At 60.0% G+C, this 19,095-nt stretch carries 16 protein-coding genes; 5 read left to right on the top strand and 11 right to left on the bottom strand.

All coding sequences use genetic code 11. The features are described from left to right. Nucleotides 1-49: 49 nt before the first annotated feature. Nucleotides 50-934, bottom strand: coding sequence for a LysR family transcriptional regulator (locus tag ACM6I0_RS22385; protein ID WP_285433087.1), 885 nt, complete (start codon nucleotides 932-934; stop codon nucleotides 50-52). A 95-nt stretch (nucleotides 935-1,029) separates the two neighbouring features. Here ACM6I0_RS22385 and ACM6I0_RS22380 point away from each other — a divergent pair, with 95 nt between their 5' ends. The 5 genes from ACM6I0_RS22380 to ACM6I0_RS22360 all read left to right on the top strand — a co-directional run bounded on the left by ACM6I0_RS22380 (nucleotide 1,030) and on the right by ACM6I0_RS22360 (nucleotide 6,572). Beyond that, on the top strand, nucleotides 1,030-2,166 hold the full coding sequence (locus tag ACM6I0_RS22380; RefSeq protein WP_414923299.1) for a DSD1 family PLP-dependent enzyme: 1,137 nt from the start codon (nucleotides 1,030-1,032) through the stop codon (nucleotides 2,164-2,166). After that, a complete protein-coding gene (locus ACM6I0_RS22375) occupies nucleotides 2,156-2,575 on the top strand; it encodes a RidA family protein (RefSeq protein ID WP_414923298.1) in 420 nt (139 codons plus the stop codon). Before ACM6I0_RS22380 ends, ACM6I0_RS22375 begins: the two co-directional genes overlap by 11 nt. A gap of 141 nt (nucleotides 2,576-2,716) precedes the next feature. Beyond that, nucleotides 2,717-3,901: an NAD(P)/FAD-dependent oxidoreductase gene (locus ACM6I0_RS22370; RefSeq protein ID WP_259150070.1), complete on the top strand. Its 1,185-nt coding sequence runs from the start codon at nucleotides 2,717-2,719 to the stop codon at nucleotides 3,899-3,901. A gap of 59 nt (nucleotides 3,902-3,960) precedes the next feature. Then, entirely contained in the window at nucleotides 3,961-4,818 is an 858-nt protein-coding gene (locus ACM6I0_RS22365; RefSeq protein WP_414923297.1) for a GNAT family N-acetyltransferase, read from the top strand. 266 nt (nucleotides 4,819-5,084) lie between these two features. Beyond that, nucleotides 5,085-6,572, top strand: a complete 1,488-nt coding sequence (locus ACM6I0_RS22360) for an aldehyde dehydrogenase family protein (protein ID WP_285433092.1) — start codon at nucleotides 5,085-5,087, stop codon at nucleotides 6,570-6,572. A gap of 274 nt (nucleotides 6,573-6,846) precedes the next feature. On the opposite strand, the gene ACM6I0_RS22355 is transcribed toward ACM6I0_RS22360, so the two are convergent. The 10 genes from ACM6I0_RS22355 to ACM6I0_RS22310 all read right to left on the bottom strand — a co-directional run bounded on the left by ACM6I0_RS22355 (nucleotide 6,847) and on the right by ACM6I0_RS22310 (nucleotide 19,035). Continuing rightward, complete coding sequence (locus ACM6I0_RS22355) at nucleotides 6,847-7,926, bottom strand: tartrate dehydrogenase (protein ID WP_285433093.1); 1,080 nt, start codon at nucleotides 7,924-7,926, stop codon at nucleotides 6,847-6,849. A gap of 41 nt (nucleotides 7,927-7,967) precedes the next feature. Next, a complete protein-coding gene (locus ACM6I0_RS22350) occupies nucleotides 7,968-9,425 on the bottom strand; it encodes an NAD-dependent succinate-semialdehyde dehydrogenase (RefSeq protein WP_285433094.1) in 1,458 nt (485 codons plus the stop codon). A 287-nt stretch (nucleotides 9,426-9,712) separates the two neighbouring features. Next, entirely contained in the window at nucleotides 9,713-10,870 is a 1,158-nt protein-coding gene (argE, locus tag ACM6I0_RS22345; RefSeq protein WP_285433095.1) for an acetylornithine deacetylase, read from the bottom strand. Then, nucleotides 10,867-12,021, bottom strand: coding sequence for an NAD(P)/FAD-dependent oxidoreductase (locus ACM6I0_RS22340; RefSeq protein WP_285433096.1), 1,155 nt, complete (start codon nucleotides 12,019-12,021; stop codon nucleotides 10,867-10,869). Before ACM6I0_RS22340 ends, argE begins: the two co-directional genes overlap by 4 nt. Continuing rightward, a complete protein-coding gene (locus tag ACM6I0_RS22335) occupies nucleotides 12,018-13,394 on the bottom strand; it encodes an FAD-dependent oxidoreductase (RefSeq protein WP_414923296.1) in 1,377 nt (458 codons plus the stop codon). Before ACM6I0_RS22335 ends, ACM6I0_RS22340 begins: the two co-directional genes overlap by 4 nt. Beyond that, the gene (locus ACM6I0_RS22330; protein WP_222585763.1) at nucleotides 13,376-13,684 is read right to left on the bottom strand and encodes a (2Fe-2S)-binding protein; all 309 of its coding nucleotides are present in this window, start codon (nucleotides 13,682-13,684) and stop codon (nucleotides 13,376-13,378) included. The genes ACM6I0_RS22335 and ACM6I0_RS22330 overlap by 19 nt, the downstream gene beginning before the upstream one ends. Continuing rightward, nucleotides 13,681-15,522, bottom strand: a complete 1,842-nt coding sequence (locus ACM6I0_RS22325; protein ID WP_259150079.1) for an ABC transporter ATP-binding protein — start codon at nucleotides 15,520-15,522, stop codon at nucleotides 13,681-13,683. Before ACM6I0_RS22325 ends, ACM6I0_RS22330 begins: the two co-directional genes overlap by 4 nt. 1 nt (nucleotide 15,523) lies before the next feature. Next, nucleotides 15,524-16,399, bottom strand: coding sequence for an ABC transporter permease (locus tag ACM6I0_RS22320; RefSeq protein WP_414923295.1), 876 nt, complete (start codon nucleotides 16,397-16,399; stop codon nucleotides 15,524-15,526). Further along, nucleotides 16,396-17,352: an ABC transporter permease gene (locus ACM6I0_RS22315; RefSeq protein WP_222585760.1), complete on the bottom strand. Its 957-nt coding sequence runs from the start codon at nucleotides 17,350-17,352 to the stop codon at nucleotides 16,396-16,398. The genes ACM6I0_RS22320 and ACM6I0_RS22315 overlap by 4 nt, the downstream gene beginning before the upstream one ends. A gap of 45 nt (nucleotides 17,353-17,397) precedes the next feature. After that, a complete protein-coding gene (locus ACM6I0_RS22310; protein WP_414923294.1) occupies nucleotides 17,398-19,035 on the bottom strand; it encodes an ABC transporter substrate-binding protein in 1,638 nt (545 codons plus the stop codon). Nucleotides 19,036-19,095 lie beyond the last annotated feature (60 nt).

Raw genomic sequence — 19,095 nt, 5'->3', positions numbered from 1 at the left:
CCCTTCCCGCCCACGTCCGGCGTGATTGGCACCTCGGCGATCACCCCGATCATGCTTTCAACGCAGCTTCCAGAAATGCCACTAACGCCTGTACACGCGGACTGCGAAGTTTGCGTGAGGGGACCAACAGGTTGATCGGAGCGCTGTCGAATTGCCAATCCGCCATCACCCGTATCAGGCTGCCGCTGGCAATAGCGTCACTTACGTCCCATTGCGAACGTAAAACCAACCCCAAGCCTTGCTCGGCCCAACGCCGAGCTACGCTTCCGTCGTTACTCAACAACATGGGTTCGATGCGCAGCGTTTTCCGCTCCGCCCCCTTACGCATATGCCACAGCGTGACATCTTCATCATTTTCACGAATGCAAATGTAACGATGCTCGGTGAGTTGGTCCGGCGACGACGGCACACCGTGATGCTCTAGATAGGCCGGACTGGCGCATAACCATCGGTTGTTTTGCGTGAGAGGCTTGGCGATCCACAGGCTGTCATTGAGGTGACCGATGTGAATCACAGCATCGCTGTCGTGACGATCAGGCCATGGCGTTTCGCGCAAATCCAGGTGCAGGCACAGCTGTGGGTGCAACCTGGCAAAACGAGCCAGCAGCGGCGCAATGCGTTGTCGCCCATAGCCGAACGGCGCCGCTAACCTGAGTGTGCCAACCAGTCGCTCGTCTTGCTGCTTGAAAGATTCCGGAAGCGCCTCCAACTGTTCCAGCAAGAGCGCGCTTTCTCGGGAAAAACGCTCGCCATCGGCGGTGAGACTCAGGCGCCGGGCATCGCGATTAGCCAAGGTCAGACCGAGCAGCGTCTCCAGCTTACGCAGACGCATGGACAACGCCGGTGGTGAGACATTCAGAATTCTGGCAGCAGCGCTTAAAGACTCGGAGCGCGCCAGCGTTACAGCCAGACGTAGGTCTTCGACGGAGATCATTCAATTTTACTTAATGATTGATGACTATCCATTGAACCATAACTTAATGACAGCTGAGTAGAGTGACCCCTGTACCCAGCCACCCGAGTTCTGTCATGCCAACTTCTATTGCCTCCCTCGATACCCCCGTCGCGATAGTCGATGTCTCGCGAATGCAGCGCAATATCCAGCGCATGCAGCAACGCATGGACACCCTGGGTGTGCGTTTGCGCCCGCACATCAAGACCAGCAAATGCCTCCCCGTGATCAAGGCACAGATAGCCGCTGGCGCAAGCGGCGTCACAGTTTCCACCCTGAAAGAAGCTGAGCATTGTTTCGCTGAAGGCATCAGCGACATTTTTTATGCCGTTGCAATAGCGCCTGGCAAATTGGCCCAGGCACTGACACTCAGGCGCAAAGGCTGCCGGCTGAGCATGCTCACCGACAGCGTCATCGGGGCTCAAGCCATCGTCTCCTTCGGACAGCAGAACGACGAACGATTCGAGGTCTGGATCGAAATAGATTGCGACGGCCATCGATCAGGTCTGACCGTTGAAGACAATGCACTCATAGACGTCGCACGGGTCCTTTCCGAAGGGGGCATGCAATTGCGAGGCGTGATGACCCACGCCGGATCCAGCTACGAACTCGACAATCTTGAAGCTCTGCAGATTTTGGCCGAACAAGAACGCTTCCTCTGCGTCAGTGCCGCCAAAAGAATCCGCGAAGCCGGGCTGGTGTGCCCGGAGGTCAGCATCGGCTCCACTCCCACGGCACTATCGGCACTGAGCCTGGAAGACGTCACTGAAGTACGCGCAGGCGTTTATGTGTTCTTCGACCTGGTGATGCACAACATCGGCGTCTGCCAGACAGACGAGTTGGCACTGAGCGTGCTGACCACCGTCATCGGCCACCAGCAAGATAAAGGCTGGATCATCACCGATGCCGGCTGGATGGCCATGAGTCGTGATCGAGGCACGCAGCGCCAGCGACAGGACTTCGGTTACGGACAGGTGTGTACCGAAGCTGGCGACTGGATCGAGGGCGCGCTGGTCACTGGCGCCAACCAGGAACACGGCATCATCACTCTTGGAGCGGCCGAGAGCGCCAACATCGTAGCGCGCTTCCCCATCGGCAGCCGTCTGCGCATTCTGCCCAACCATGCATGTGCCACAGGCGCGCAATTCCCGGACTATCACGCCTGTGACGCCGAGGGCGTCGTGCACACATGGAGTCGCTTACATGGCTGGTAATCAAGCAGGTTCGATCGACTTAATCCAAACGGCTAACGCCGCAGCTCCGGGTGGACATTACTCCCAGGCGGTAGCGCACGAGGGTGTTTTATATGTGTCCGGGCAACTGCCGGTACGCGCGAATGGCGACCACAGTGTCGACCAACCGTTTGAGGTTCAAACATCAATCGCCCTCGACAACCTCGTGGCGATCCTCAGCAAAGCGGGCCGGAGCACGAATGATCTCCTGAAGGTCACGGTCTATGTCGTAGGGATAGAACACTGGCCCACCTTTGATCGAATTTATGCCCGTTACCTGGGTGAACATCGGCCAGCACGCGCCGTAGTGCCTGTTCCGGTCTTGCATCATGGTTACTTGATCGAAATCGAAGCGCTGGCCCGCGGTGAACAAAAGGAAACCTGCCAATGACGGTTGCCAGGGCCGGTATTGCTCTCAGGCCGGGGCCGAAGTGATTGCCGCGGCGGCCGGCGTCAGTGTGCAACAGGTCGGTCGGCAACGGGGTCAGGCCCCGGTCAAACCCTTACCGATGACGATCATCGAGGAGCCATTATGAAACCGCAAAAAAGTGATGTTCTGATTATCGGCGGAGGCATCATGGGCTCGACGTCGGCGTTTTTCCTGCGCCGGCGTGGGCACTCAGTCACTCTGCTGGAGCGTGACCAGATCGGTCAGTACGCCAGTGGCGTGAACTTTGGCAACGTGCGACGCCAAGGGCGGTACCTCGGGCAGCTGGAACTGGCCAACCGTTCCTGGGCGCTGTGGAAACGACTGCCGGAGCTGATCGACGACGACCTAGAGTTCATCGCCAGCGGCCATATGCGTGTGTGTTATCGCGAAGATGAAATTGCTGAACTGGAGGCCTATGCGGCGGCCCCGGAGGCCCGTGAACTGGACTTGCAGATCCTCACGGGCAAGGCTTTGCATGCACGCTTCCCGTTCCTCGGCCCGGAGGTCAAGGGCGGTTCCTACGCGCCTCACGATGGTCACGCCAACCCGCGTCTGGCAGCGCCGGCGTTTGCCCGGGCAGCCCGGCGCCTCGGCGCGCGGATCGAAGAGCGCACCGAGGTCGCCGAGGTGCAGAAGGTCGATGACGAATTCCACGTCACGACCACCGATGGTCAGCTGTTCGTCGCCCAGCAACTGTTGATCACCGCGGGCGCCTGGGCCGCCAAGCTGTCCGAACAATTCGGCGAACCGGTGCCGCTGGAACCCAATGGTCCGCAAATGTCGGTGACCGAGCCGGTGCCCTACGCCTTGCCGACGGTGATTGGCGTGTTTACCAAAATCAAGGAAGAGGTGATCTACTTCCGCCAGATCCCCCGCGGCAACATCATCATCGGCGGCGGCAACCGCTGCAAACCGGACATGCTCAACCGGCGAGCCTACTTCCAGCCGGAAAGCCTGCTCAACCAGATGCGGCAAATGCGCCGCCTGCTGCCAGGGGCCGAAAAGTTGAACATCATCCGGGTGTGGAGCGGCATCGAGAGCTATACGCCAGACTCCCTGCCGGTCATCGGCCCCAGCGGTACCGTCGACGGCTTGTTCTACGCCTTCGGCTTCTGCGGCCATGGCTTCCAGCTTGGCCCGGGCGTCGGCGACGTGATGGCCGAACTGATCAGCACCGGCAGCACCAGCACCTTGATCAGTCCATTCGATATACGTCGGTTTACTAACCCATCCGCGATTGTGATGCCTTTATCTGCGAACCTCCTCAGCACAGGCAAACTTATATGAGCCGCACACCGCAACTCCCTGATCGCCCCGCTCAAGATCGCCATCTTCAAGGAGGCTCCATGCCTGCAACGTCAGATTCTGCCTATCTGTACCGCACTGTAACCGCGGCGGACATGCCCGCGGCACACGCCCTCTCCTTGCACCTGAAATGGCCTCACCGAGAAGAAGACTGGGCCATGGTACAGCGCACGTCCGAAGGCTTTGTCACGGAACATAATGGACAGTTGGTCGGCGTAGCATTCGCCTGCCATCAAGGCGCTTATTCCTCAATCGGCCTAGTGATCGTGAGTGATGAGCACCAAGGAAAGGGGATCGGACGTCGACTGATGAACCTGTGCCTGGAAGCCACTGCTCCACGCACGCCAATTCTCAATGCCACCGAGTCAGGCGCACCGCTTTATGCAAGCATGGGATTCGTCGACTTCGCGCGAATCCAGCAGCATCAAGGCGTGCCGCAGGCACCTGCGCTGATCCCTTTGATCAAGGGCTCGTATTGCCGCGCATTAAGCCCGGCCGATTACCCGAAGCTGATTGAATTGGCCAATGCTGGTAGCGGCCTGGACCGCACAACGGTACTTAACGATTTGCTCCCGATGGCCGAGTACATAGTCGGCATTGAGGTGGATGGAAAACTACAAGGTACTGCCCTGCTCCGTCGTTTTGGTCGTGGCCATATCATTGGTCCGGTTGTCGCGCAAAACCTGGAACAGGCCCAACACTTGATTACCCACCTTCTGAGTTTGATACCTGGTGCCTTTGTTCGCTTCGACATTCTGGCCGATTGCGGGTTGGCCGACTGGCTGGAGAGCCTGGGGTTGCAGTGCGTCGACATAGCACCGCGAATGGTTCTCGGAGTCCCCCCGCAATCAAGCGGTGGAATCAAGCAGTTTGCTCTGGTTACACAAGCTATCGGCTAGCGATCACGACCACCAGCAAGGATTTTATCGCACGCAATACCAACGTGAACGGCTCAGTTGCATTGATGCAACGTTAGCGAGGCAGATACAGCAGATTATCCCTTGCCGACTTGAATAACGGCATATGTTGCCTGGCCCGCTTTGTTAGCTTATTGAGGAAACAGGGCATAAGGATGTACTGGTCGCGACGGCGATGCTCTGGTGACTCACTACCTCCCCGGCCATGCTGTTCGCAGTGCCTATTACCGCTCCAAGGAGCTAGTTGGATGACAACACAATCTTCGAATAGCTACAGCGTTGATCCGGAAACATCTCACAAGTTTTATATCAACGGCCGTTGGTCTTCCCCTGCAATCCCGGCAAGTTTGCCGGTGGTCAATCCGGCAAGTGAAGAGGTCGTTGCGCAGGTCGCGCGAGGGTCTGCCGAGGATGTTGATCAGGCAGTAGCCGCGGCACGGGCAGCGTTTCCTGGTTGGTCTGCTTCCTCGACAGAATCGCGTGCGCTTATCCTTGGAAAGATCTACGAACTTATCCTTGAGCGCAAAGAGGCTCTTGCACAGGCCCTCTCTCTCGAAATGGGCGCTGCCATCGGATTCGCACGGGCGATGCAAGTGCCACTGGCGGCCGAACACGTTCGGGTCGCACGTGATCTCCTGTCGACCTATCGTTTCCAAACGGTTGAAGACGGCACCGCGATCCAACGCGAACCAATAGGCGTCTGCGGCCTTATCACCCCGTGGAACTGGCCGCTGTATCAAATCACCGCGAAAGTCGCTCCGGCTATTGCTGCCGGATGCACAGTAGTCCTGAAGCCAAGCGAACTGTCGCCTCTGAGCGCCCTTCTTTTTGCACAACTGGTGCATGACGCAGGCCTACCGCCCGGCGTCTTCAATCTGGTGAACGGAAGTGGTCCCGAGGTCGGCGCAGCCATGGCGGCGCATCCCGATATCGACATGATTTCCATAACCGGCTCAAACCGCGCAGGCGCTCTGGTTGCACAGGCGGCCGCCCATACGGTGAAACGCGTCACACAAGAGCTGGGAGGCAAGTCGCCGAATCTTCTGCTTCCCGATGCCGACTTCGCCAAAGCGGTCCCGCTGGGAGTGATGTCTGCGTTTCGCAACGTCGGACAGTCCTGCAGCGCCCCGACACGAATGATCGTCCCAAAGGACAGGCTGGCCGAGGTCGAATCTCTGGCTGCAGCAACCGTCAATGCAATCATCGTTGGTGACCCGCAGTCGGAAGATACGGTGCTGGGTCCTATCGCCAACGGAGCCCAGTTCAATCGCGTGCAAGCAATGATCGAGGCTGGCCTTGATGAGGGCGCAAAACTCGTTTGCGGCGGACCAGGACGTGTGCCGGGCCATGAAAAGGGCTTCTACGCCCGACCGACTGTTTTTTCCGAGGTGGATTCCGGAATGCGGATCGCCCAAGAAGAAATTTTTGGTCCAGTGCTGTGCATCATTCCCTATGAGACGGTCGATGAGGCGGTCACTATCGCAAACGATACGGTATATGGTCTGGGTGCCCATGTTCAGGCTCAGGACCTTGATCTTGCACGTACCGTTGCCTCTCGTATCCGAGCCGGACAAGTGCATTTGAATTACCCTGCGTGGAATCCAATGGCTCCGTTCGGCGGCTACAAGCGCTCTGGTAATGGTCGTGAGTATGGTGTCTACGGGTTTGAAGAGTACCTGGAAACCAAAGCAATCATCGGGTTTGGCGAAGCGCCAGGCCTCCCTTCGCGCGCATAGAACATACTTGCCGCTGCCGGTATTGCGGCTCACAAACAATCCGGGTGTCAGGCTGTGAGGTTATTACCTCACGAGCCTGCATTTCAGCAGTTCCCGCCAGCTCCCGATTTCACTCACTTACAGAACTCCGTGGAACTCTGCGGCTCAGTATTTTGAGCGAAAAACAAGGTTCATATATTGGATGTGATAAAAAAAGCCCGCAGTGTGGACGGGCTAAAAGGGTGAAGTAGCAGAAATGAAGAAGGCTTCCAAGCCGATCTGTTGTTGCCTCAGTTCAAAGTGCTGCAACGATTGCCATACCGACATCCTGGGTCGAGCCCTGCCCTCCCAGATCGGGGGTAATCGGGCCCTCGGCGATAACCCGCTCGATGGCCTTGAGAATGCCGTCATGCGCTGCGCGATAACGCTCATCACCGTGGCCCAGGAAATCCAGCATCAACGCCCCGGACCAGATCATCGCAATCGGGTTGGCGATGTTCTGCCCGTATATGTCCGGCGCCGAGCCATGCACCGGCTCGAACAACGACGGAAAGCGCCGCTCGGGATCGAGGTTGGCCGACGGCGCGATACCGATGGTGCCGGCGCAGGCCGGCCCGAGATCGGAAAGAATGTCGCCGAACAGATTCGACGCCACCACCACATCAAAACGGTCCGGTTGCAGCACGAAACGCGCGCACAGAATGTCGATGTGCTGTTTGTCCCAGGTGATGTCCGGGTATTGTTCAGCCATCAATGCGGTGCGCTCATCCCAATACGGCATGCTGATCGAGATCCCGTTGGACTTGGTCGCCGCCGTCAGCCGCTTGCGGGGTCGGGTCTGTGCCAGGTCAAAGGCGTATTTGAGAATCCGGTCGACGCCACGGCGGGTGAACACCGATTCCTGCAGCACGAACTCATGGTCGGTGCCTTCGAACATTTTGCCGCCGACCGAGGAATATTCACCCTCGGTGTTCTCGCGGATCACCACGAAATCGATGTCCCCCGGTTTGCGTCCGGCGAGTGGGCACGGCACGCCAGGAAACAGGCGCACCGGGCGAATGTTCACGTACTGGTCGAAGTCGCGGCGAAACTTCAGCAGTGAACCCCACAACGAAATGTGGTCCGGCACCTTGTCCGGCCAACCCACGGCACCGAAGTAGATCGCATCGAAACCCTTGAGCTGTTCAAACCAGTCATCGGGCATCATCTGCCCGTGTTCCAGGTAGTAATCGCAGTGTGCCCAGTCGAGCACTTCGATGCTCAAATCCAGCTGCCATTTCTTCGCGGCCTGTTCCAGCACCCGCAACCCTTCCGGCAGCACTTCCTTGCCAATACCATCGCCGGCAATCGCGGCGATTTTGAATGTCTTGCTCATCGATCATGCCTCGCAAAATGTCTGTGCCATCGTGGGTCGGGTTACAGCCCACCGATGTGGAAGGCTTTGACTTCCAGGTATTCGTCCAGGCCGTACTTGCTGCCTTCACGGCCCAGGCCTGACTGCTTGATGCCGCCGAACGGGGCGACTTCCATGGAAATGATCCCGGTGTTGAGCCCGACCATGCCGAACTCCAGCGCCTCACCGAAACGCCAGGAACGGCGCAGGTCCTGGGTGAAGAAGTAGGCACCCAGGCCGTAAGGGGTTGCATTGGCTAGCGCGAGCGCTTCGGCTTCGTCGGTAAAGCGCATCAGCGGCGCCACCGGGCCGAAGGTTTCTTCGTTGGCCAACAGCATGCCGGCGTGGGTATCGCCCAGAACCGTGGGCTGCACGAACTGACTGTCGCCATCAGGAATACCGCCGCAGAGCAACCGCGCGCCCTGACTCAAGGCATCGTCGATGTGTCGGGCGACCTTGCTCACGGCAGCCGGGTTGATCAGCGGCCCGATGGTGACATCGGCGTCCAGACCATTGCCGACCTTGAGTTTGCCCACCTCCTCCACCAGACGTTGAGCGAAGCGCTCGTAGATGCCGTCCTGCACCAGAATCCGGTTGGCGCAGACACAGGTCTGGCCTGCGTTGCGAAACTTGCTGAGCATGATCCCGGCCACAGCCTGCTCAAGGTCAGCGTCGTCGAACACAATGAACGGCGCGTTGCCGCCCAGCTCCAGGCTCAAGCGCTTGATGTGCTCGGCGCTCTGGCGCATCAGCAGCCGACCGACAGCGGTCGAGCCAGTAAAGGAGATTTTCCGTACCGCCGGGTTGCCGGTCAGCTCCTCGCCGATCCCGGCGGGCATGCCGGTCAACACGTTGAACACCCCGGCCGGAATGCCGACACGCTCGGCCAGTACCGCCAGGGCCAGGGCCGACAACGGCGTCAGGTCCGAGGGTTTGACGATGATTGGGCAGCCGGCCGCCAAGGCAGGTGCGCATTTGCGGGTGATCATCGCGTTGGGGAAGTTCCACGGGGTAATCGCGGCGCAAACTCCAACCGGTTGCTTGAGTGTCAGCAGTCGGCGGTCACTGCTGGGGGCCGGCATGGTTTCGCCGTAGACCCGCCGGGCCTCTTCGGCGAACCATTTGACGAAACCAGCACCGTAGCGGATTTCGCCTTTGGCCTCGTTCAGCGGTTTACCCTGTTCGCAGGTCATGATCAGCGCCAGGTCGTCGAGGTTGTCGATCATGGCTTGATACCAGCGCTCCAACAGCGCCGCACGTTCTGCTGCCGGTCGTGCGCGCCAGGCGGGCCAGGCTTTTTCGGCGGCTTCGATGGCACAACGGGTTTGCGCGCCTTGCATGGCCGGCACGCGAGCCAGCAACTGGCCGCTGGCTGGGTCGATGACGTCCAGGGTCGCGTCGTTGTCGGCGCCGATCCACTGCCCGTCCACATACGCGAGTTCTGCCAAAAGGCTGGGGTCTTTCAAACGATTCTTGAGCATGGTCGAGTCCTGATCCGAGACACGTTCCAGTCTAGGGTGATGCTTCGGATGAGGATGCTGAAAGCGCCATTTGGGCGGTGTTGGATGCTGAAAATCGGGGTGGGACGGCAGGCTCTACCGAGGGGATATAAGGCCTGTCAGACAAACGCAAAACCCTGTGGGAGCGAGCTTGCTCGCGATGAGGGCCCGACATTCAACATTGATGTTGACTGATAGTCCGCAATCGCGAGCAAGCTCGCTCACACACTTGATCTCTGTTTGCCCTAGAACCTATCAACACCACCGTTCTACAATTTCAGGGAACCGAGCAACCCTTCAAGAAACCGTTCCCCAGCCTCCATCTGGCTGATCTCGATAAACTCGTCCGGCTTGTGCGCCTGTTCAATCGACCCCGGCCCGCAAACCACCACTGGCACATCCAGACGCTGCTTGAACAACCCGCCTTCGGTACCAAACGAAACCTTGGATGTACCGGTATCCGGCGCGGCGAAGCTCTTCAGAAAGCGCACCGCTTCGACGCTCGGGTGGGTGTCGAGGCCGGGGTAGACGTTCAGGGTTTCGATCTCGATGTCCGCAACACTGGACAGGCGCTTGGCCTCACGAACGATCACCTCTGCACGCTCTCGCATCTGTTCCAGAAACTGATCCAGGTCGTCGGCCGGCAAGTTGCGCACTTCGAAATCCAGGGTGCACAGGTTCGGCACGATGTTCAGAGCTTTGCCGCCGACAATTTGCCCGACATGCACGGTGCTGTAGGGTACGTCGTAGTCCGCATCCTGGGCGCCCTGCTCTTGCAGTTGGAGCTGACTTTGGCGAAGTGCCGTGATGAAATCGCACGCCACGTGAATAGCATTGACCGAGCGCGGTGCCAGGGAAGAATGCGCTTCCAGGCCACGACAGTAGGTGCGGTAGGAGCCCTTGCCCTTGTGCCCGAGCACGAATTGCATGTTGGTCGGTTCACCGATCATGCACAGAAACGGCCGCACCGGTGCCAGATGCAACACGTCCAGCAACCGTCGCACGCCGACACAACCGATCTCTTCATCATGGGACAGCGCCAGTTGCAACGGTCGGCTCAGGGAATGGTCGGCGGCGTCGAGCATCGCGTCGATGGCCAAGGCGATGAAGCCTTTCATGTCGCAACTGCCGCGACCGTAAATCTTGCCATCCAGCACCGTCGCCTGGAACGCTGGAAAGGTCCACGCCTGCCCCGCCGCAGGCACCACGTCGGTATGCCCGGACAGCAGAATTCCTGGCAACTCTCGCGGGCCGGTGCTGGCGAACAGATTGGCTTTTCTGCCGGTCTCGTCCTTGACGATCAGCGACTCGATGCCCTTGGTCAGCAGCAGGTCGCGCACGTAGTCGATCAGGGCCATGTTCGACTCCGACGACACGGTGTCGAAGGCCATCAAGCGTTTGAGGATATCCAGTACGCGGGGTTTCATGAGGCCATGCTCCGTTGCTCGGCTGAAAGGGCAAATCGGCGGATGGAGAACGGCTCAATCGAAGTGCTGGTGCTGCCGGTGCTGATCAGTTCGGCCATCACGTCGCCGACGCCCGGGCCGAGCTGGAAGCCGTGACCGCAGAAGCCGAACGCGTAGAACAAGCCGTCGACGGTGCCACTCGGGCCCATCACCGGCAGGGAATCCGGCAGGTAGCCTTCGATGCCACTCCAGACCCGGATGATGTTCAGGTTGCCGACACCCGGCAGCAGGCGGCGCATTTGATTGACCTGGTTGAGAATGCTGCGCGGCTCCACGTAGGCCCGACGATTGAGCATGTCCGGTTTACTGCGATAGCCGCCACCGATGACAATGTTGCCGCGAGGGATCTGGCGGAAGTAAATCACTTCCTCGGGAATCTTGGTGTACACGCCGATCACTGTTGGCAAGGCGTAAGGCACCGGTTCGGTCACGGCCATTTGGGGGCCGTGGGTGTCCAGCGGCACCGGTTCGCCGAATTGCAGTGACAGCTTCTGCCCCCAGGCCCCGGCGGTGATCAAGAGTTGTGCGGCGCTGAACTGGCGACCGTCAGTGGTGGTGACGCTGAACTCGCCACCGACCTTTTGCACCTCGGCCACTTCAGTCTGCTCCTCGATCTGCGCGCCGAGACGCCGTGCCGCCCGGGCAAACGCCGGGGCTGCCAGACGTGGATTGGCGTGACCGTCGTGGGGCGCATAGGAGCCACCCTTCACATCCGGCCCGAGGAATGGAAAACGCCGATGCAACTCGGCACCGCGATAAATCCTCAGATCCAGTTGCGCCGCCTCAGGCGCCGCGGCATAGGCCTCCAGCTCGGCGATTTCATCTTCGCGATAACACACACGCATGTGGCCGCTGGCGATGAACTCAAGGTCATCGTCGATCAATTCCGGCAGGCGCTTCCACAGCGCCCAGGAACGGTTGGCCAGTTCCAATTGGCCCAGATACCGCCCCTGACGCCGGACATTGCCGAAGTTCACGCCGCTGGCGTACTGACCAATCTGGTCGCGCTCCAGCAGGATCACCGATTGCCCGCGCTGGCGCAGGAAAAACGCTGCCGCCGAGCCCATCAGGCCACCGCCGACGATAACGACATCGGCTTTGTGTACGGTCATGGCGACACCTCCTCGGTGAGCATCGAAAGGGGTTTGACCGGCGCCTGGCTGCGTTGGCGTCCAACCTGTTGCACGCTGACACCGGCCGCTGCAGCGATCACCTCCGCACCGGCCTGGGAGCAATAACGGCCCTGGCAACGGCCCATGCCGACCCGACTGAATGCCTTGGCACGATTGACTTCGCAGGCGCCCTTCTCGCTGACTGTACGGCGCAGTTCACCAACACTGATCATCTCGCAACGGCAAACGATGGCGGTGTCCGGCAAGGCTTTGGCAAGTTCGGCCGGCCAGGGAAACGCCTGAGCCAAACCGAAGCGAAACCGGTCCATCACCGCCAAGGCGTGGCGTTGTTCATCGCGCAAACCGGCGTTCACCGGTTGGTGCAGGTCTTCCAGCAACGCCATGGCCACCAGGCGTCCGGCGTGTTCAGCGGCGTCCGCACCTCGAATCTTCGAACCGTCACCCGCGGCATACACACCGCTGACCGACGTCCGACCTTCCTCATCAACCGCCAGCCACCATTGGCCGGACGCCTCGTCGAAGCGCATGCGACAACCGGCCAGATCCGCCAGTTGGGTTTCCGGGCGCAAGTGATAACCCAGCGCCACGGCATCGCTCTGCACATTCAACGTCTCGCCGCGTGCGGTCAGCACCCGCACACCACTGACACCACTGGCCGCATCGCCCAGCACCTGTAGCGGCTTGATGCCGAGGTGCACCGGAATCTTCGCCCGATATAGCTGCGCTAACAGTTTCATCCCGGCGAGCAGTAATCCTGGACGCGCCAGCAGTTTCGACAAGGCACCGATACGTTTGCTCAGCGGTGACGTGTCGAGCACCGCCGCCACCTTCGCACCCGCCTTGACGTACTGACTGGCGACCAGGTACAGCAACGGTCCGCTGCCCATGAACACCACGCTGCGGCCAATGGAAACTGCCTGGGACTTAAGCGCAATCTGCGCCCCGCCGAGGCTGTAGGTGCCCGCCAATTGCCAACCTTCAATCGGCATCAGGCGGTCGGTGGCACCGGTACAGAGGATCAGCGCATCGTAATCCACCGTCGAGTGTTTGCCCTGGCTGACGCAGCACAACTGCCTAGGTGTCAGGTTCCACACCAATGTGTCCGGGCGGTAGTCGATCCGTTCGCGCAGGTGATCAAAACTTTCGTGCAGGTCCCGAGCCTTGGCAGCTTCGGTGCCGTACAGCGTGGCGTAATCCCTGGTGAAACCTTCGGGCTGCCGGCGATAGATCTGTCCACCATCGCGGCGATTCTCATCGATCAGGATCGGCTTGAAGCCCGCTGCCAACAAGGTCTCGGCACAGCGAATACCCGCCGGCCCGGCCCCAACGATGACTATCCGTGCAGTGGCCATGTCGCCTCCGGTTGTGTGGTAACGATGTCCAGTCCTTCACGGACTTCATTGGAGCAAGCACGCAGACGCTCGCCACTGCGGGTCCAGACCCAGCAATCCTGGCAAGCGCCCATCAGACAGAAACCCGCGCGCCGGCCGGAATCGAACTCCGATTGGCGCAACGCGTTGCCCTGGGTCAGCAATGCCACCATCAGCGTGTCGCCCTGCAACGCCTCGATGGGTACACCGTCCACCTTCAAACTGATGGTTGGCCGGCCCTGCTCGGCCAGCCTCACAAAACGCCCCTTCATGCATAGGCTCCCTGAGTCATGGTGATCAAATCCAGCTGGGTTTTCAGCAACTCGGCGCTGTCATGATGGCAAAGGATTTCACTACCGCCATCAATGGTCCGGCGGTTCGGCGCCGTGCTATTGCACAAGCCATCGACCCGCACCGGACAGCGGCTGAGAAAGGTGCACAACTCCGGCACATTGGCCTTGGCGCCAATCGGCGGCAGCGTGCCGCAGGTTGTGCTGCAGGTTTCCAGCCAGCCTTGACGCAGTTCCGGCACCGAATGGATCAACAGGTCTGTGTACGGATGGAAGGGTGCCTGGGCAAATGACTGGCGAGTGCCGGCCTGGACTTTGTGGCCGCTGTACATCACCACAATGTCATCGCATAGCGCCCGCACCGTGGAGATATCGTGGCTGATGAACAGATAGGAAACCCCCAGCTCCTGACGCAGGTCGCGCAGCAGTTCAAGAATGGCTGCTCCGACCACGGTATCCAGCGCCGAGGTCACCTCGTCACAGAGGATCAGATCAGGTTTTGCCGCCAGCGCCCGGGCCAGGTTGACCCGTTGCTTTTGACCGCCAGACAGTTCATTCGGGCGCCGTTCGGCCAGGGTTCGGGGCAAGCGCACCAGGTCCAGCAACTCGCCGATACGCTCACGCAACGCCGCGCCCTTAAGGCCGAAATACATCTTCAGCGGCCGGCTCAGAATGGTGCTGACGCTGTGCATCGGATTGAGCGCGGTGTCGGCGTTTTGAAAGACCATTTGGATGCGACGGAACTGTTCGTCGGTGCGCTCGGACAGGCTGCCGCCCAGTGGCTGACCATCGAAAGTCAGCCCACCGAGGGCCGGTGTCAGCAACCCCGCCACTACCCGCGCGAGGGTCGATTTGCCGGACCCCGACTCACCGATCACGCCGATGGCCTGGCCCCGGCGCACAGTCAAGTCGATGTCTTCCAGCACGCGGATCGCCGGCATGCCGTGCATGTCCTTGTTGCCGTAACCGGCGGTCAGGCCCTTGATGGTCAGCAATGGCGTGTCTTGCGCCATATCGCAGGGCGGGCGAATCGTCGTATCCGGCCGCGCCGCCGCCAGCAGACTGCGGGTGTATTCATGGGCCGGGCCTTTGAGTAACGGCGCGGTGGCGCTCTGTTCGAAGATCTGGCCGCCGTTGAGCACGACGATCTGATCAGCCATCTGCGCCACCACTGCCAGGTCGTGGGAAACATAGACCGCCGTCGCCCCGCGTTCACGCACTACACGTTTGAAGGCTCGCAGCACATCGATCTGGGTGGTGACATCGAGGGCCGTGGTCGGTTCGTCGAGCACCACCAGCAACGGGTCGCTGATCAACGCCATGGCCGCCATCACCCTTTGCAGTTGCCCGCCAGACACCTGGTGCGGGTAGCGTTGGCCGATATTGTCCGGGGCCGGCAGCGCCAGGTCTCGGAACAATTGGATGGCTTTGGCTTCAAGCTCCGCACGAGTGCCCAGGCCATGAATCAGCGCGCCCTCCACCACTTGGTCGATCAACTTCTTCGCCGGGTTGAACGCCGCCGCCGCGCTTTGCGCGATGTACGACACCCGGTTTCCGCGCAGTCCCTGCAATTCTTTTTCACTGAGTGCGAGCATGTTGTGCTCGCCGACCTGCACCACACCACCGGACAACCTGCAGCCGCGTCTTGCATAGCCCAGCAGCGCCAGGGCGATGGTGGTCTTGCCGGAGCCAGACTCGCCAATCAACGCCAGCACTTCACCTTTTTCCAAGGCGAAGCTCACGCCTTTGACGATTTCCGTTTCGCCACGCTCGCCACAGGCGACCACACGCAGGTCTTGGACTCGAATCAATTCACTCATTTCAATGACCTCCCGTACGGCGACTACGTCGGGATGACAGTCTGTCGATAAACAAATTCACACCGATGGTCAGGGTGCCGATGGCCAGGGCCGGAATCACGATGGCCGGCGCGCCCTGGTTGAGGCCGCCGATATTTTCCCGCACCAGCGAACCGAGGTCGGCATCTGGAGGCTGCACGCCGAGGCCAAGGAAACTCATGCCGCTGAGCAGCAACACGATGAAGCCAAAGCGCAGGCCAAGGTCGGTCAACACCGGATTGAGCATGTTGGGCAAAATTTCTACGCAAGCGATGTACAACCGACGCTCACCACGGGTACGGGCCACTTGCACGTATTCCAGCGCCTCGATGTTCACCGCCATGCTGCGCGCAATGCGAAACGCGCCGGGGGTGAAACTCAATACGGCGGTGCAAATCAGCAAGGTCACTGAGGAGCCGAAAGCCGAGACCATGATCAATGCCAGCATCTTGCTCGGGATCGAAATGAACGCATCCATCAAGCGACTGATCACTTCGTCCAGCCATTTGGGCGAAACCACAGACAGTAGCGCGCAACTGGTACCCAGACCGCTGGCCAACACCGCCGCGATCAACGCCAGGCCAACGGTGAACCGTGCACCTACGAGGATGCGACTAAGCATGTCACGCCCAAGGTAATCAGTGCCGAACGGGTAAAGGGGGCTGATGCTGTCGAAGACATTATCGGAGACCACTTCGCCCACCGGGTGTGGAGCCAACCACGGGCCGAAGATCGCCACCAGCAACCAGATAACGCACATCGCAGCCCCGATCAGACCCAGCCAGCCCGGGCCATGAGCCCCCTTGCCAGTCGACAGGTCGGGGGTCACAGGCGTCGATTTCACAATGAGATTGTTCATTGGTTTCTCAGCCTCGGGTTAGACAGAATCGCGCAAAGGTCGGCGAGTAGCACCAGCCCCAGGTATGCCGTACAAAACAGCATGGTGCAGGCCTGAACCAGCGCCATGTCACGGTTGGTCACGGCATCGACCATCAGGCTGGCGATGCCGGGATAGTTGAAGATCGTCTCGACAATCACCACCCCGCCCAGCAGGTACGACAGGCTCAGGGCGATCGCGTTGGCAATTGGCCCTATGGCATTGGGCAAGGCATGGCGCAGCACGATGCGCATCGGGCTGACGCCTTTGAGCCGAGCCATTTCCACGTAAGGGCTGTCGAGCTGGTCGATCACCGCAGCCCGGGTCATCCGGGCCATTTGCGCGACGATGACGCAGCACAGCGTCATCACCGGCAAGGCGTAAGTGCGCATGAATTGCCAGGGTGAGGTGATGTCGCTGGCATAGGACAACGCCGACAACCAGCCCAGGTTTACCGCAAAAATCAGCACCGCCAGGGTCGCCACCAGAAACTCCGGGACGGCGACCATGGCCAGGGTGAAAAAGCTCAGGAAGCTGTCTATGCGCCCACCGCGCGCCATCGCCGAGCCGATGCCCAGAATCAATGCCACCGGCACCGACACCAGCGCCGTAGCGGCCGCCAGCATCAGGGTGTTCGGTACGCGGCCGGCCATCAACTCGCTGACCGGCATGGCGTTGGACACCGATACCCCCATGTCACCGCTGAGCAGGTTCATCAACCAGTGCAGGTAACGCAGCACACCGGGCTGATCGAGCCCCAGTTTCAGGCGCAGCGCCGCCACTTGTTCCGGCGTGGCGAACTGTCCCAGGGATTGTTGCGCCGCGTCCCCCGGCAGGACCGCCGTGATCGCAAACACGACCATGGACACGATCAACAAAGTCACGATCGCGGCGCCCAAACGCCGGCCGATCAACCACAGTGTGTTGCTATTCATCGCCTACCCTCCTGCGCTGTCCTTGACGTACCAACCGAGCATCCATCAAGCGTCCAGCCAGACCTGCTCAGCGAACATGTAGCCCATGAAGCCGCCCAGCGGGTTGCTGCCGTAGCCCTTGACGCGCTGGTCGACACCATCGATGTTGCTGATAAACACCGGCACGCCGATACCACAGTGGTCATGCACCAGGGTTTGCATGTCCGCGTACATCTTGCTGCGCTTGGCGTCGTCGGTTTCACCACGAGCGAGCATCAGCAACTGGTCGAACTGATCGTTCTGCCAACCGGATTCGTTCCACGGCGCTTTCGACTGGAAGAACTGCGAGAACATCACGTCGGCGTTCGGCCGTGGGTTGATGTTGCCGAAGCTCAGCGGGTGCTTCATCCAGTGGTTGGACCAGTAGCCGTCACTCGGCAAGCGGTTGACGTCGAGCTTGAGCCCGGCCTGTTTCGCCGACTGTTGCAACAGCACCGCGATGTCCACCGAACCGGTGGCGGCCGGCGATGCTGCCACCGGCATGCTGATGCTTTCCATGCCGGCCTTCTTCAGCAGGAATTTGGCTTTTTCCGGGTCGTAGACGGTCTGCGGCAGATCGGCATTGTAGTAGCGCGAACCCGGGGCAATCGGATGGTCGTTACCCACGACCGCGAAGCCACGGAACACCGCGGATTTGATCTGCTCGCGGTCAATCAGGTACTTCATGGCCTGGGTGAATTCAGGGCTTTTGCCGGGCAACTGATCCTGACGGATGATCAAGTCAGTGTAGTTGCCCGACGGCGCATCGACGACCCGGTGCTTGGCGCTGGCCTTGATACGCACCGTCGAGCGCGGGTTGACTTCGTTGATGATGTGCACGTCGCCCGACAGCAACGCATTAATCCGCGAGGGTTCATCGCCAATGGCGATAAATTCGATTTCGTCCAGGTAAGGCAGACCTGGTTTCCAATAGTCGGTGTTGCGCACAGCAAGCGAACGCACACCCGGTTTGAACTCCTTGGCCTTGAACGGCCCGGTGCCGATTCCCTGGTTGAAGTCGGTGGTGCCTTCGGGAACGATTAACAAATGTGAAACCGCGAGCATCGACGGCAGCTCGGCATTCGGGCCGCTCAGACGGATATGTACTTCGTTGGTGCCCGTGGCCTTGATTTCGGCAAACTGCTCCGCCAGAGGCATGACCTTGGAGCCCGTGATTGGGTCCTTGTGCCGCAATAGAGAAAACACCACGTCAGCGGCTGTCAGAGCCTTGCCATTGTGGAAGGTCACCTCTTTGCGCAAGGTGATCACCCAGAGCGTGGCGTCACTGGTTTCGATGCGCTCGGCCAACTCCAATTGCGGCACCATATGGCTGTCGAAACGGGTCAGGCCGTTGTAGAACATGAAATGGCGCGCGTAGTCTGTGGATGAGGAACCTTTGGCCGGGTCTAACGTATCGGCGGTGGAACTGGTCATGCCGGCGACTCGAATCCGCCCGCCCGGCTTGCCTTTGCCAGGACTCGCGGCTTCGTCGGCAAACAGTTTGCCGGCGGCACCGAACAGGCTACCGGCGCCTGCGGCAGCAACCCCGGCCACCCCCAGCATTTGCAAGGCACTGCGGCGTGACATGCCGCGATTGAGGCCTTCGAATACTCTCAGGCTTTCTTGGCCGGAGATCAGTTTCGAGTCGATCTTGTTGTCAGTCATATCAGCTGTACCTGTCGATAATGAGAAGGCTCATGCTCGCGGTTGTCCGGAGCGTCTTGA

It is taken from the genome of Pseudomonas sp. IT-P294 (assembly GCF_949767865.1).
In the GTDB taxonomy this organism is placed as follows: Bacteria; Pseudomonadota; Gammaproteobacteria; order Pseudomonadales; family Pseudomonadaceae; genus Aquipseudomonas.
Note: the sequence above shows the minus strand (reverse complement) of the source record. Positions and strands in the feature narration are given on the sequence as shown.